The organism is Enterobacter cloacae complex sp. ESBL7, assembly GCF_041679625.1.
Classification (GTDB): Bacteria; Pseudomonadota; Gammaproteobacteria; order Enterobacterales; family Enterobacteriaceae; genus Enterobacter; species Enterobacter asburiae_B.
Map to the genome: position 1 here is coordinate 99,053 of NZ_JBGORN010000009.1, position 13,282 is coordinate 112,334.

The 13,282-nt window shown below is 57.6% G+C and carries 12 protein-coding genes; 4 read left to right on the plus strand and 8 right to left on the minus strand.

Annotated features, from left to right (window positions below; translation table 11 throughout):
- Window positions 1-9: 9 nt before the first annotated feature.
- Window positions 10-420, plus strand: a complete 411-nt coding sequence (locus ACERY3_RS21040) for a CidA/LrgA family protein (protein WP_021242769.1) — start codon at window positions 10-12, stop codon at window positions 418-420.
- Window positions 413-1,102 carry an LrgB family protein gene (locus ACERY3_RS21045; RefSeq protein WP_023310063.1) on the plus strand — a complete coding sequence of 230 codons (690 nt, stop codon included), beginning with the start codon at window positions 413-415 and terminating at the stop codon, window positions 1,100-1,102. Before ACERY3_RS21040 ends, ACERY3_RS21045 begins: the two co-directional genes overlap by 8 nt.
- 32 nt (window positions 1,103-1,134) lie before the next feature.
- On the opposite strand, the gene actP is transcribed toward ACERY3_RS21045, so the two are convergent.
- From actP to acs, 3 genes are all read right to left on the minus strand, one after another.
- The gene (actP, locus tag ACERY3_RS21050; protein ID WP_023334186.1) at window positions 1,135-2,784 is read right to left on the minus strand and encodes a cation/acetate symporter ActP; all 1,650 of its coding nucleotides are present in this window, start codon (window positions 2,782-2,784) and stop codon (window positions 1,135-1,137) included.
- Window positions 2,781-3,095 carry a DUF485 domain-containing protein gene (locus tag ACERY3_RS21055; protein WP_023310065.1) on the minus strand — a complete coding sequence of 105 codons (315 nt, stop codon included), beginning with the start codon at window positions 3,093-3,095 and terminating at the stop codon, window positions 2,781-2,783. The genes actP and ACERY3_RS21055 overlap by 4 nt, the downstream gene beginning before the upstream one ends.
- Before the next feature lie 135 nt (window positions 3,096-3,230).
- The gene (gene acs, locus ACERY3_RS21060) at window positions 3,231-5,189 is read right to left on the minus strand and encodes an acetate--CoA ligase (protein WP_058842101.1); all 1,959 of its coding nucleotides are present in this window, start codon (window positions 5,187-5,189) and stop codon (window positions 3,231-3,233) included.
- 423 nt (window positions 5,190-5,612) lie between these two features.
- Here acs and gltP point away from each other — a divergent pair, with 423 nt between their 5' ends.
- Window positions 5,613-6,926, plus strand: a complete 1,314-nt coding sequence (gltP, locus tag ACERY3_RS21065) for a glutamate/aspartate:proton symporter GltP (RefSeq protein ID WP_023310067.1) — start codon at window positions 5,613-5,615, stop codon at window positions 6,924-6,926.
- An 83-nt stretch (window positions 6,927-7,009) separates the two neighbouring features.
- Here gltP and ACERY3_RS21070 read toward each other — a convergent pair whose 3' ends face one another.
- The 3 genes from ACERY3_RS21070 to fdhF form a co-directional block, all read right to left on the minus strand.
- Window positions 7,010-7,684: a tetratricopeptide repeat protein gene (locus tag ACERY3_RS21070; RefSeq protein WP_058842100.1), complete on the minus strand. Its 675-nt coding sequence runs from the start codon at window positions 7,682-7,684 to the stop codon at window positions 7,010-7,012.
- A gap of 121 nt (window positions 7,685-7,805) precedes the next feature.
- Window positions 7,806-7,958, minus strand: a complete 153-nt coding sequence (locus tag ACERY3_RS21075) for a Hok/Gef family protein (protein WP_032644722.1) — start codon at window positions 7,956-7,958, stop codon at window positions 7,806-7,808.
- A 323-nt stretch (window positions 7,959-8,281) separates the two neighbouring features.
- Window positions 8,282-10,429, minus strand: coding sequence for a formate dehydrogenase subunit alpha (gene fdhF / locus ACERY3_RS21080; RefSeq protein WP_080352831.1), 2,148 nt, complete (start codon window positions 10,427-10,429; stop codon window positions 8,282-8,284).
- A gap of 256 nt (window positions 10,430-10,685) precedes the next feature.
- Here fdhF and ACERY3_RS21085 point away from each other — a divergent pair, with 256 nt between their 5' ends.
- Entirely contained in the window at window positions 10,686-11,417 is a 732-nt protein-coding gene (locus tag ACERY3_RS21085; protein WP_029740750.1) for a response regulator, read from the plus strand.
- On the opposite strand, the gene ACERY3_RS21090 is transcribed toward ACERY3_RS21085, so the two are convergent.
- Both ACERY3_RS21090 and ACERY3_RS21095 read right to left on the minus strand, forming a co-directional pair.
- Window positions 11,414-12,418, minus strand: a complete 1,005-nt coding sequence (locus ACERY3_RS21090) for a carbohydrate kinase family protein (protein WP_058842085.1) — start codon at window positions 12,416-12,418, stop codon at window positions 11,414-11,416. The genes ACERY3_RS21085 and ACERY3_RS21090 overlap by 4 nt on opposite strands.
- Complete coding sequence (locus ACERY3_RS21095; RefSeq protein ID WP_058842084.1) at window positions 12,418-13,278, minus strand: ketose 1,6-bisphosphate aldolase; 861 nt, start codon at window positions 13,276-13,278, stop codon at window positions 12,418-12,420. Before ACERY3_RS21095 ends, ACERY3_RS21090 begins: the two co-directional genes overlap by 1 nt.
- Window positions 13,279-13,282: the final 4 nt, after the last annotated feature.

A 13,282-nucleotide genomic window follows, 5' to 3' on the forward strand; every position in this document is an offset into this window, starting at 1 on the left:
AAAACCCCCATGGCCGTGGCGTTAAGCCGTGTTACGCCTGCCGTTGTGCAACGACTCCAGGTCCCGGTGCAGGTACTGCTCTACGCGGGACTGTTTGTTTTCGCGGAATATCTTGTCGGCTGGCTGCATCTGCCGCTGCCCGCCAATCTTGTCGGGATGCTGCTGATGCTGACGCTTATTCTGTGCCGCGTGATCCCCCTTAACTGGGTGCGCGCCGGGGCGCGCTGGCTGCTGGCGGAGATGCTGCTGTTCTTTGTTCCGGCGGTGGTGGCGGTGGTGAACTACGCGCAGCTGCTGATGGTGGACGGCTGGCGAATCTTTGCGGTTATCGCGCTGAGTACGCTGATGGTGCTGGGGGCAACCGCCTGGGTGGTGGATAAAGTGTATCGCTTTGAAATCAGCAGGCACAAACATGACTAATTTTCAGATCAGCGTCTTGTGCCTGATTGCGACGCTGGCGATCTACTTCGCCAACAAGCGGCTGTATCGCCGCTTTCACGCCCTGCCGCTGATGCCGCTGGTCTTCACGCCGATCCTGCTGGTGCTGATGCTGGTCTTCGGCCACATCTCCTGGCAGAACTACATTGGCGAATCCCACTGGCTGCTGTGGCTGCTCGGCCCGGCGACCATCGCTTTTGCCGTCCCCGTTTACGACAACCTGGCGATTATCAAACGCCACTGGATGTCGCTCAGCGCGGGCGTCATCACCGCCACGGTGGTGGCGGTTTGCAGCTCCGTCTGGCTGGCGCGGCTGTTTACGCTGCCCGATGAAATTCAGCGCAGCCTGGCGGTGCGTTCGGTGACCACGCCGTTTGCGCTGGCGGCGGCTAAACCGCTCGGCGGGCAGCCGGACCTGGTGGCGCTGTTTGTGGTGGTGACGGGCGTCTTTGGGATGGCGGTCGGCGATATGCTCTTTCTGCGGCTTTCTATCCGGGAAGGGATGGCGAAAGGCGCGGGGTTTGGCGCGGCGTCGCACGGGGCGGGTACGGCACGTTCGTATGAGCTGGGGCAGCAGGAGGGCGTTGTCGCGAGCCTGGTGATGATGCTCTCAGGCGTAGTGATGGTGCTGATTGCGCCGCTGGTGGCGTGGGTGATGTTTTAAGCTCCCCGGCCAGAATGACCGGGGAGAAAGGCTTAGTGCGCGCGGCCCTGCTCAACGCCCAGGCCGGTTTGAGAACGGATGAACTGGGCGCGGAATTTCTCACGCTCCAGGTTACCTTCCGGCGAATTGTCGGTGGCCGAGAAGAACCAGATGCCGATAAACGCCACGGCGATCGAGAACAGCGCCGGGTATTCATACGGGAAGATAGCGCTTGCGTGACCGAGGATCTGCACCCAGATGGTCGGGCCCAGAATCATCAGGATCACCGCCGTAAGCAGCCCCAGCCAGCCGCCAATCATCGCGCCGCGCGTGGTCAGCTTCGACCAGTACATGGAGAGCAGGATGATCGGGAAGTTACAGCTTGCCGCAATCGAGAAGGCCAGCCCCACCATAAAGGCGATGTTCTGCTTCTCGAACAGAATGCCTAACAGAATCGCCACCACGCCCAGCACCAGCACGGTGATTTTCGAGACCTTCAGCTCGTCGCGCTCGCTCGCGCCTTTGCGGATAACGTTGGCGTAGAGGTCATGCGACACCGCAGACGCGCCGGCGAGCGTCAGCCCTGCAACTACCGCCAGAATGGTGGCGAAGGCCACGGCGGAGATAAAGCCGAGGAACAGGTTACCGCCCACCGCGTCCGCCAGATGCACCGCCGCCATGTTGTTACCGCCAATCAGCGCGCCCGCCGCGTCTTTAAACGCCGGGTTCGCCCCCACCAGCATGATCGCGCCAAAGCCGATGATAAAGGTCAGGATATAGAAGTAACCCATGAAACCGGTGGCGTAAAAGACGCTCTTGCGCGCTTCACGCGCATCGCTCACGGTGAAGAAGCGCATCAGGATATGCGGCAGACCCGCGGTACCGAACATCAGGCCGAGACCGAGCGAGAGCGCGGATATCGGGTCTTTCACCAGCCCGCCCGGGCTCATGATCGCTTCCCCTTTCGGGTGGACCGCCATCGCTTCGGTGAACAGGTTATTGAAGCTGAATCCGACGTGCTTCATCACCATAAAGGCCATAAAGCTGGCGCCGAACAGCAGCAGGACGGCTTTGATGATCTGCACCCAGGTGGTTGCCAGCATGCCGCCGAACAGGACGTACATCACCATCAGCACGCCAACCAGCACCACCGCGATGTGGTAGTTCAGGCCGAACAGCAGTTCGATCAATTTACCCGCGCCCACCATCTGCGCAATCAGGTACAGCGCCACCACCACCAGCGAACCGCAGGCGGAGAGGGTGCGAATCGGCCCCTGCTTCAGGCGATAGGATGCCACGTCAGCGAAGGTGTAGCGGCCCAGGTTACGCAGGCGTTCGGCAATCAGGAACAGGATGATTGGCCAGCCGACGAGGAAGCCGAGGGAATAAATCAGGCCGTCATAGCCGGATGTATACACCAGCGCGGAGATCCCGAGGAACGAGGCGGCGGACATAAAGTCACCCGCGATCGCCAGCCCGTTCTGGAAGCCGGTAATGTTGCCGCCAGCGGTGTAGTAATCGTTACGGGAGCGCACGCGTTTCGACGCCCAGTAAGTGATGTACAGAGTCAGCAGGACGAAAATCAGGAACATCACAATGGCCTGCCAGTTGGTTGGCTGGCGCTGGACCTCGCCGGTAATGGCATCCGCCGCGTGGGCGGCAAAGGGAAGCGTGGCGGCGAGCGCCGTCAGAACTCTCTTCATGATGCTTTTACCTCTTGCAGTACCGCTTTATTAAGTCGATCGAATTCACCGTTCGCGCGCCAGACGTAGACGCCGGTCAGCAAGAATGAAATCACAATCACGCCAATGCCAATCGGAATACCGCGCGTCACGCTGGTTCCTTCGTGCAGCGGGGTGCCCAGCCAGTGCGGAGCAAAGGCGATCAGCAGAATAAAGCCGACGTAGATAACCAGCATGATGATGGAAAGGATGAAGGCAAACCGTTGCCGCTTATCGACGAGCTCCCTGTAGTGCGCACTATTCTCTATCTGCTGACAAATATCGTTATTCATCACAGAGTCTCCAAAGGTAAGGTAGGTTTGTTTTTAGTCCCCTCTCCCTTTTGGGGAGAGGGTTAGGGTGAGGGGAGGAAGGTGCGGTCTGATGCCCTCACCCCAGCCCTCTCCCACAGGGAGAGGGAGAAAACACTAGGAAGGCATCGCGATGGCCTGCTTCTCTTCGAGCAGTTTTTCCACCACGCCAGGATCCGCGAGCGTTGAGGTATCACCGAGGTTGCTGGTGTCTCCAGCCGCGATTTTGCGCAAGATACGACGCATAATTTTGCCGGAACGGGTTTTCGGCAGCGAGTCGGTCCAGTGCAGCACGTCCGGCGTCGCCAGCGGGCCAATCTCTTTACGCACCCAGTTGCGCACCTCAGCGTAGAGCTCAGGCGACGGTTCTTCACCGTGGTTCAGAGTGACATAGGCGTAAATCGCCTGGCCTTTGATGTTATGCGGAATGCCCACAACCGCCGCTTCGGCAATCTTCGGATGCGACACCAGCGCCGATTCAATCTCAGCGGTGCCCAGACGGTGGCCGGAGACGTTCAGCACGTCGTCCACGCGCCCGGTTATCCAGTAATAGCCATCTTCGTCACGACGCGCGCCGTCGCCGCTGAAGTACATGTTTTTAAAGGTCGAGAAGTAGGTCTGCTCGAAGCGATCGTGATCGCCGAACAGGGTACGCGCCTGACCCGGCCAGGAATCTGTGATCACCAGGTTGCCTTCGGTGGCACCTTCAAGCGGGTTGCCTTCGTTATCCACCAGCGCAGGCTGCACGCCGAAGAACGGACGGGTTGCGGAACCAGCCTTCAGCTGCGTGGCGCCCGGCATCGGAGTGATCATGAAGCCGCCGGTTTCGGTCTGCCACCAGGTGTCCATCACCGGGCATTTTTCGTTGCCGATTTTCTTCCAGTACCACTCCCAGGCTTCCGGGTTGATTGGCTCACCCACGGAACCGAGGATGCGCAATGAAGAGCGGTCAGTGCCTTCGATGGCTTTATCGCCTTCCGCCATCAGTGCGCGGATCGCCGTTGGCGCGGTGTAGAGAATGTTGACCTGGTGTTTGTCGACCACCTGACACATACGCGCCGGGGTCGGCCAGTTTGGTACGCCCTCAAACATCAGCGTTGTTGCGCCACAGGCCAGCGGGCCGTACAGCAGGTAGCTGTGTCCGGTAACCCAGCCCACGTCGGCGGTACACCAGTAGATGTCGCCCGGATGGTAGTCGAAGACGTATTTGAAGGTAGTGGCCGCATAGACCAGATAGCCGCCGGTGGTGTGCAGGACGCCTTTCGGCTTACCGGTGGAGCCGGAGGTATAAAGAATGAACAGCGGATCTTCTGCGTTCATCTCTTCCGGCTGATGCTGGTCGCTCGCGTTCTCAATCAGGTCGCTCCACCACAGGTCGCGCCCCTCGGTCCAGTCGATTTTGCCGCCGGTACGCTTAAGGACGATGACGTTACTGACCGTTTTGACGTTCGGGTTTTTCAGCGCTTCGTCGACGTTTTTCTTCAGTGGGATACCGCGTCCGGCGCGCACGCCTTCATCGGCGGTGATCACCAGTTTTGAACTGGAATCGACAATGCGGCCTGCTACCGCCTCTGGCGAGAACCCGCCGAAAATGACCGAGTGGATCGCGCCGATACGCGCGCAGGCCAGCATGGCCACCGCAGCTTCCGGCACCATCGGCATATAAATAGCGACCACATCGCCTTTTTTAATGCCCTTTTCCAGCAGGACGTTGGCGAAGCGGCACACGTCGCGGTGCAGCTCTTTGTACGTAATATGTTTGCTTTGCGAAGCGTCATCGCCTTCCCAGATGATGGCCGTCTCATTCCCGCGCTCGGCGAGGTGACGATCGAGGCAGTTCGCCGCCAGGTTCAGGGTGCCATCTTCATACCATTTAATGGAGACATTGCCGGGCGCAAAGGAGGTGTTCTTCACCTTCTGATAAGGTTTGATCCAGTCAAGGATATGGCCCTGCTCACCCCAGAAGGTGTCCGGGGCGGTGATAGATTGCTGATAATTCTCGTGGTACTGCTCCGGGGTGATCAGGCAACGGTCCGCAATATTTGCGGGAATGTCGTGTTTATGTATTTGGCTCATGGCTTTTTTTCTCCTTGTAAGATGTTAATAATATGTCGCAAAAACGTTAATTGTAGGGGCTTTACAAGCTTTGTTTATTATTTGGGCTACAGATCACGCATTGTTTGAAGAGTATGAAAATTGAGCGAATGAAACTTTGAAGGAAAATAATTGATGCTGACGATTATTCACATTTATGTTTAAAAAAGCGTTTTTATAACAAAAGGTTATTTATCAGAATTAGAACAAACTCCCGTCATCGTCGCTTTTGTGAGTGAAACGCGTCGTTCTTTAAGGCTTGCGCAACAGGTCGCGCAAATGATACTCATACGCCGCGTTAAAAAATCCCATAAACCAACGCAACACAATTCATACCCTTTCAGTATGTCTCCCTGTTCATGCAGTTTGAGTGAATAAGGCGCTTCATTGAGGAAGTCAGTTTCTATGAAAAACGTTAAAGTCAGCCTTGCCTGGCAGATCTTAATCGCCCTTGTGCTGGGCATCTTGCTGGGCAGTTACCTCCACTATCATAGCGACAGCCGCGAATGGCTGATTGCGAACCTGCTTTCACCGGCAGGGGATATCTTTATTCATCTGATCAAGATGATTGTGGTGCCGATTGTGATCTCGACGCTGGTGGTCGGTATTGCGGGCGTCGGCGATGCGAAACAGTTAGGCCGTATTGGTGCGAAAACCATTATCTATTTCGAAGTGATCACTACGGTTGCGATTATCCTCGGTATCACGCTGGCGAACGTGTTCCAGCCGGGGTCCGGGATCGATATGTCGCAGCTGGCAACGGTGGATATTTCGAAATACCAAAGTACGACCGCTGACGTGCAGAGCCATGCGCATGGCCTGATGGGCACTATCCTGTCGCTGGTGCCGACCAACATCGTGGCGTCGATGGCGAAGGGCGAGATGCTGCCTATCATCTTCTTCTCGGTGCTGTTTGGTCTGGGACTCTCTTCCCTGCCGGCGACGCACCGTGAGCCGCTGGTGACCGTGTTCCGCTCTATCTCCGAAACCATGTTCAAAGTGACGCACATGGTGATGCGTTACGCGCCGGTAGGGGTGTTTGCGCTTATCGCCGTCACCGTGGCGAACTTCGGTTTTGCCTCCCTGTGGCCGCTGGCGAAGCTGGTGCTCCTGGTGCACTTCGCCATTCTGTTCTTCGCGCTGGTGGTGCTGGGGATCGTGGCGCGTCTGTGCGGGCTGAGCATCTGGATCCTGATTCGCATTCTGAAAGATGAGCTGATTCTGGCGTACTCCACGGCAAGTTCTGAGAGCGTGCTGCCGCGCATCATTGAGAAGATGGAAGCCTACGGCGCGCCTGCCTCTATTACCAGCTTCGTGGTACCGACCGGCTACTCCTTTAACCTGGACGGTTCGACGCTGTACCAGAGCATCGCCGCTATCTTTATTGCGCAGCTGTACGGCATTGACCTGTCGCTGTGGCAGGAGATCGTGCTGGTGCTGACGCTGATGGTGACGTCCAAAGGTATTGCAGGCGTTCCGGGCGTCTCCTTCGTGGTGCTGCTGGCAACGCTTGGCAGCGTCGGTATTCCGCTGGAAGGTCTGGCGTTTATCGCCGGTGTCGACCGTATCCTCGACATGGCGCGTACCGCGCTGAACGTGGTGGGGAATGCCCTGGCGGTGCTGGTTATCGCCAAGTGGGAACACAAATTCGATCGTAAAAAAGCGCTGGCGTATGAACGCGAGGTGCTGGGTCGTTTTGATAAGACGGCTGACCAGTAATGTTAAAAGCCGGGTGGCGGCTTCGCCTTACCCGGCCTACACAAGCCGTAGGCCCGGTAAGCGCAGCGCCACCGGGCAATGCTTTACTCTCCGCTCAGCGCATCAAACTCTTCGCATCCGGTATCAAACCCTTCAGTGCAGCTCAGGTTCAACCAGTACAGCGCTTTCTGTTTATTGGGCGTGATAAAGCCTTTCTCACCCTGCCTGAACAACATCCCTGCCCAGTACTCGGCGTAGCCCGTGCGTGAAAGTGCCGAGCTCCGCTTGAACCACGAGGCGGCCTGCACGTCGTCCTGAACCACTTCAACGCCGTTGGCATAAATCAGCCCGAGCAGCATTTGCGCATCTACCGCAGAGTCGTTATCGATATCTTCGGCCGCCGTTTGCAGCAGTTTGATGGCCTGAGGATAGTCAGTTTTACCTGCCTGAGTGTTGATCAGCACGCGCGCCAGCATGATCGCGCCGCGTTTGCTGCCCGCGATGGTTGCCTGCTGCGCCAGTGCCTTAGCTTGCGCATAATTTCCCTGGGTAAAGAGGATTTGAGAGAGCAGCCCCATGGCGTCGACATCGCCACCTTTAGCGGCTTTCTCGGCCCACAGCGCGGCCTGCTTGCTGTCACCGGAGCTAAAGTATGTGTCGGCCAAATAATACTGGGCACGGGCGTCACCCGCTTCAGCCTGTTCTTTGTACTGACTGCCAATCTCGTCGGCACGGACAAGCGATGTAAAAAGTAACAACAACAGAAAAATATGTTTCATGGGTTCTTATCATCGGGGTACACGCCGCGCAGTATAATCGCGGCGACAGAAGAAAAAAATGGGTGCATTAAGACCTCAGCATCCTGCAAGCCGGGCGGAACAGTGGTTCCGCCCGTAGAGGTTAGCCTGCGTTACAGGCTAATTTTGCCGCCACCTCCTGATGTTCACCCTTTATTGAAAACTCGCATAACTTACCTCGAGTAATAAAGGTAAAGATCACTATCGTCAGGCAAATAATAAAGACGATGCCTAACGCAGTTTTTAATGGCGTCATGCCTTTTACTCCTTGTCAAAAAAAGAATAAGAGGCTACTCTCAACTTGTCGGAGTTGAGGGAGAGTAGCCTCGGGTAAATGAAAATTTCCCGGGGCTTTCTACTTTCTGTCCCTCAACAATGCTCAAGACAGAAAGTCTTAAGCACCCGCCGCACATCTTATCCCTCTGAATTAAAATGCAAAGATGTAATTCTTTTTCGCGAAAATTACATTATTTCTGCGAGCCGCTTTCCAGAATAATAATTCATATATTTGATGAGTTAATCGGAAATAAAAAGGGAGTGAATATCTCACTCCCTTTATTCACTGATTAATTAACGGCTTCAGCCCATTGCGCTTTCGCGCAGTCGGGCTTTCAGCTTGTTATATTCGTCGATGACATACTGTTCCGCAGCGTGCTGATCCGCAATCGGCTCCACGCGTACGGCGCAGTATTTATACTCCGGCGTTTTGGTTATCGGACTTAAGTTCTCCGTCACCAGCTCGTTACAGGCGCCAATCCACCACTGGTAGGTCATATAGACCGCCCCTTTGTTCGGACGATCGCTGACCTGCGCACGGGTAATGATCCGGCCTTTGCGCGAGTTCACCCACACCAGCGCTTCATCCTCAATGCCGAGGCGCTCAGCGTCGGCGGTGTTGATTTGCGCGTAGCCCGGTTCGTCCGCCAGCGCCGCCAGCGCGGCGCAGTTGCCGGTCATCGAACGACAGGAATAGTGGCCCACTTCACGCACGGTGGAGAGCACCATCGGATACTCGTCGGTGAGCTTATCGATTGGCGCGACCCAGTCGCAGGTGAAGAACTGCGCCAGCCCGTTCGGGGTGTCGAACTTCTCTTTAAAGAGGTATGACGTCCCCTGATCGGCTTCGGACTCATCGCGACACGGCCACTGGATGTATCCCAGCTCACCCATTTTTTCGTAGGTTGCCCCGTAGAAGTCCGGACACAGATTGCGCAGCTCGTCCCAGATCTCCTGAGTGTTGTTGTAGTGCATCGGGTAGCCCATGCGGGTGGCTATTTCGCTGATGATCTGCCAGTCCGTTTTCAGATCCCACTTCGGCTCGACCGCCTTAAAGAAGCGCTGGAAGCCGCGGTCCGCCGCCGTGTAGACGCCTTCATGCTCGCCCCAGGAGGTCGACGGTAAAATCACATCCGCCGCCGCCGCGGTTTTGGTCATGAAGATATCCTGGACAATCACCAGCTCCAGATCCTCAAACCCTTTGCGCACCGCAGACAGCTCGGCGTCGGTCTGGAGCGGATCTTCACCCATGATGTAGGCCGCACGCACTTCGCCGTGCGCCGCGCGGTGCGGCAGCTCACTGATGCGATACCCGGTGTGTTCCGGCAGGCTTTCCACGCCCCAGGCCTTCGCGAACTTAGCGCGGTTTTCCGGGAACTTCACGTACTGGTAGCCCGGGTAGGTATCCGGCAGCGCGCCCATATCGCAGGCACCCTGGACGTTATTCTGACCACGTACCGGGTTGACGCCGACGTGCGCTTTACCCAGATTGCCGGTCAGCATCGCGAGGCTCGTCAGAGAGCGCACGGTTTCCACACCCTGATAGAATTGGGTCACGCCCATGCCCCACAGGATGGCGGCGGTTTTCGCCCCGGCATACATCCGTGCCGCCTGGCGGATCTCCTGCGCGCTGACGCCGGTGATTGTTTCCACCGACTCTGGCGTATAGCCTTCGACAATTTTCCGATACTCTTCAAAACCTTCCGTACGGGTCGCGACAAACGCCTGGTCGTACAGGTTCTCCTCAATAATGACGTGCCCCATTGCGTTCAACAGCGCGATGTTCGAGCCGTTTTTCAACGCGATGTGCATATCCGCAATGCGCGCGGTTTCAATTTTGCGCGGATCGCAGACGATGATTTTCGCCCCGTTCTGCTTGGCGCGAATAACGTGGTTCGCGACGATAGGGTGAGAATCCGCCGGGTTATAACCAAAGATGAAAACGAGATCGGTGTTATCTATCTCGTTGATGGCATTACTCATTGCGCCGTTACCGACCGACTGGTGCAGACCTGCAACCGATGGGCCGTGTCAGACGCGAGCGCAGCAGTCGACGTTATTGGTTCCAATAACGGCGCGCGCGAATTTTTGCATCACATAGTTGGTTTCATTCCCCGTCCCGCGTGAGGAGCCGGTGGTCTGAATCGCATCCGGGCCATACTTGGCCTTGATGGCGCTCAGACGCGTGGCGACGTAATCCAGCGCCTCGCTCCAGGAGACGGCTTCCAGCTTGCCGCCGCGCTCGCGGCGGATCATAGGGGTTTTCAGGCGCGGGGTGAGGATTTGGGTATCGTTAATAAAATCCCAGCCGTAGTAACCTTTCAGGCATAGCGTGCCCTGGTTGGTTTTCCCCTGTGCGGCCTCCGCCCGGACGATTTTGCCGTTATCGACCACCAGGTGGATCTTGCAACCTGAGGCACAATAAGGGCAAACCGTGACGACTTTTTTCATCAGTCTGCTCCAGTTAATCGAATCATTCGCACCCACTATGCAGCTTCTATGCCATGTTTTTTGTATGGGTATACCCTGACTTTACGGTCCCTTCGCGGTGAAAACCCTGACAAAAAGCAGCCAATCGTCAAAATTGACGTGTCGACAGGGCAGCGGATGTGACATGGGTTGAATTTCCGTCACTGAAAAAACCATTTGACTGGAGCCGACGGCAGAATGGTTCAGACTTAACATAATCCCCTGACGGAAGCATACGATGAAACCGGCGATCCTGGTGGTTGATGACGATACGGCAGTCTGCGAACTGCTTCAGGACGTGCTGAGCGAGCACGTCTTTAGTGTGCTTGTCTGCCATAACGGCCAGGATGCACTGCGGCAGGTACAGCAGGAGCCGAATATCGCGCTGGTGCTGCTGGATATGATGCTGCCGGATATCAACGGCTTACAGGTTTTGCTGCAGCTGCAAAAGCAGCGCCCGGCGCTACCGGTGATTATGTTAACCGGGCTGGGCAGTGAGTCAGACGTGGTGGTGGGGCTGGAGATGGGGGCCGACGATTATATTGGCAAACCGTTCAACCCGCGCGTGGTGGTCGCCCGCGTAAAAGCGGTATTGCGCCGTACCGGCGTACTGGCGGCGGAAGTCCCCGCAGCGCCCGTAGCGGGCATTGCTTTTAACGGATGGACGCTTGATACCACCCGCTGTGAGCTGAGCGATCCGCAGCGTAACCCTGTCCCCTTAACCCAGGGCGAGTACGGCCTGCTGCTGGCGCTTACGCAAAATGCCCGTCGGGTGCTGAGCCGTGACCGGCTGCTTGAGCTGACCCACAGCGAAAGCGCGGACGTGTTCGACCGCACGATTGATGTGTTGATCATGCGCCTGCGCCGGAAGATCGAGGCTAATCCGCATCAGCCTGCGCTCATCAAAACCATCCGTGGGCTGGGCTATGTGTTTGCCACCGATGTTTCTCATAGCGAGAAAGCGGCCTAGGTATTCTCTTTGATAAACAGCTGCAGCTCGGCCAGCGTTTTCGCGCCGTCAATCGCGTTGGCGGCCAGCAGGCTGGCCCGCGCGCAGGCGTGTGCCAGATAAATGCTCTCCGTGAGCGGGAGCGATTCATGGCAGCCGTATAAAAACCCCGCGCAAAACGCATCGCCCGCGCCAACGCTGCCGACAATCTCTTTCTGCTCCAGTAACCATGAGGGGATCCAGCGACCTTGCTCATCCGGCGCTTCGCCCCATGCGCCTTCCGGACAGTGGATCACCACCCGCTGACGAACGCCTGCCGCCAGCAGCTGCGTCGCGGCATCGGCGATATGGGCGATATTCAGCGCATCGTCGGCGTCGCGCATCTCCAGCCCGCTAAACTCCCCGGCTTCCAGCTCGTTAATCACCAGATAATCAAGGTGGCGCAGGGCAGGGAGCACCAGCGGCTGGTAGCGCGGGTCGCCCTTGCGGGAAACCAGATCGAGCGACGTTTCATACCCCTGGTCGCGCATCTGCGCCAGCAGGCGCGCGCTGCGGGTACCAAACTCGTCATCGGGCATATCCAGGCTGTCGAGCAGCAGCAGATAGCCAAGATGGAAGATCTTCATCGATCCGTCTAAGCGATCGAAGGCGGGAAGATCCAGCAGGCGGTTGGCGCCCGGCGAGTGGAAAAAGGTGCGCTGTCCGCTGGGATCGGTCATCACCTGCGACATGGAGGTCGGTGCAAAGGTGGTGCGCTGCACGCGCTGGCGGTTGACGTGGTACTGGTCCAGCATCGCCAGAATGTAATCCCCGTCGGCATCTTCGCCAATCAGCCCCACCGCCTGCAGCGGCAGGCCAACGTGCATTTTCGCCAGCGTCAGCAGCACGTTGAGCGGCGCGCCGCCGGTTGAGCGTTCGCTGTGGGTGATTTCCGCCAGCCAGCCGCGCTCCGGCCACTGCACGATCTGGTGGACGTGATCCACCAGCATGTTGCCTGCGGCGATGATGCCTTTGCGTTCCATTATGCCTGCCCCGCGCTGCCGAAGATGCGCATCTGTTCGGCGACCGTATCGGCAATCGCCTCTTCTATCCCCAGCAGCAGTTCGGCAAACTCATCGTACAGCGGCTGGCGGTTCGCCATGCGCTGCTCAACGGCGGCGAGTGCGGCCTGCGACATGCCGGTGTAGAAGTTGATTTTATGAATGCCGAGCTCGATGGCGCGGCGGAAGTCGGCATCGCTAATCCCGGAGCCGCCGTGTAAAACCAGCGGCAGGCCCGTCTGCTGGCGAATGGCGTCCAGGCGTGGGAAATCGAGTTTCGGCTCGCCCTTGTATTTGCCGTGCGCGTTGCCGATGGCAACCGCCAGCGCGTCAATGCCGGTTGAATCGACAAACTCGCGCGCCAGCTGCGGGTCGGTAAAGAACGCTTCATCCGCATGCCCGTACAGCGCGCCGCCTTCATCGCCGCCGACCGCGCCCAGCTCCGCCTCCACCGACACACCGACCGCGTGGCACATCTTCACCACCTCCCGCGTCTGGCGAATGTTCTCCTCATAGCTCAGCGTAGAGCCATCGAACATCACCGAGCTGAACCCTAAGCGCAGGGCGCGCACCACCGCCTCGAAATGCAGGCCGTGGTCGAGGTTGAGCACCACGGGAATATCGTGACGGGCGGCTTCGAACTTAACCGCTTCGACAAGCGAATCCAGAGACACGTACTTAAAGTGCACTTCGGCGACGTTGATGATAAACGGCGAGCGTTCCTGCTTCGCGGCGGCGAACAGCGCGCGCAGGAAGTGGGAGTCGAGCACGTTAAACGCGCCCAGCGCGTAGCGATGCGCCCTGGCGTGCTCCAGACCGTCGGCAAGAGAGATCAATGGCATCATT

Coding starts and splice junctions, on each gene's coding strand:
- ACERY3_RS21040 (WP_021242769.1), top strand. CDS start 10: ATGGCCGTGGCGTTAAGCCGTGTTACGCCTGCCGTTGTGCAACGACTC.
- ACERY3_RS21045 (WP_023310063.1), top strand. CDS start 413: ATGACTAATTTTCAGATCAGCGTCTTGTGCCTGATTGCGACGCTGGCG.
- actP (WP_023334186.1), bottom strand. CDS start 2,784: ATGAAGAGAGTTCTGACGGCGCTCGCCGCCACGCTTCCCTTTGCCGCC.
- ACERY3_RS21055 (WP_023310065.1), bottom strand. CDS start 3,095: ATGAATAACGATATTTGTCAGCAGATAGAGAATAGTGCGCACTACAGG.
- acs (WP_058842101.1), bottom strand. CDS start 5,189: ATGAGCCAAATACATAAACACGACATTCCCGCAAATATTGCGGACCGT.
- gltP (WP_023310067.1), top strand. CDS start 5,613: ATGAAAAACGTTAAAGTCAGCCTTGCCTGGCAGATCTTAATCGCCCTT.
- ACERY3_RS21070 (WP_058842100.1), bottom strand. CDS start 7,684: ATGAAACATATTTTTCTGTTGTTGTTACTTTTTACATCGCTTGTCCGT.
- ACERY3_RS21075 (WP_032644722.1), bottom strand. CDS start 7,958: ATGACGCCATTAAAAACTGCGTTAGGCATCGTCTTTATTATTTGCCTG.
- ACERY3_RS21085 (WP_029740750.1), top strand. CDS start 10,686: ATGAAACCGGCGATCCTGGTGGTTGATGACGATACGGCAGTCTGCGAA.
- ACERY3_RS21090 (WP_058842085.1), bottom strand. CDS start 12,418: ATGGAACGCAAAGGCATCATCGCCGCAGGCAACATGCTGGTGGATCAC.
- ACERY3_RS21095 (WP_058842084.1), bottom strand. CDS start 13,278: ATGCCATTGATCTCTCTTGCCGACGGTCTGGAGCACGCCAGGGCGCAT.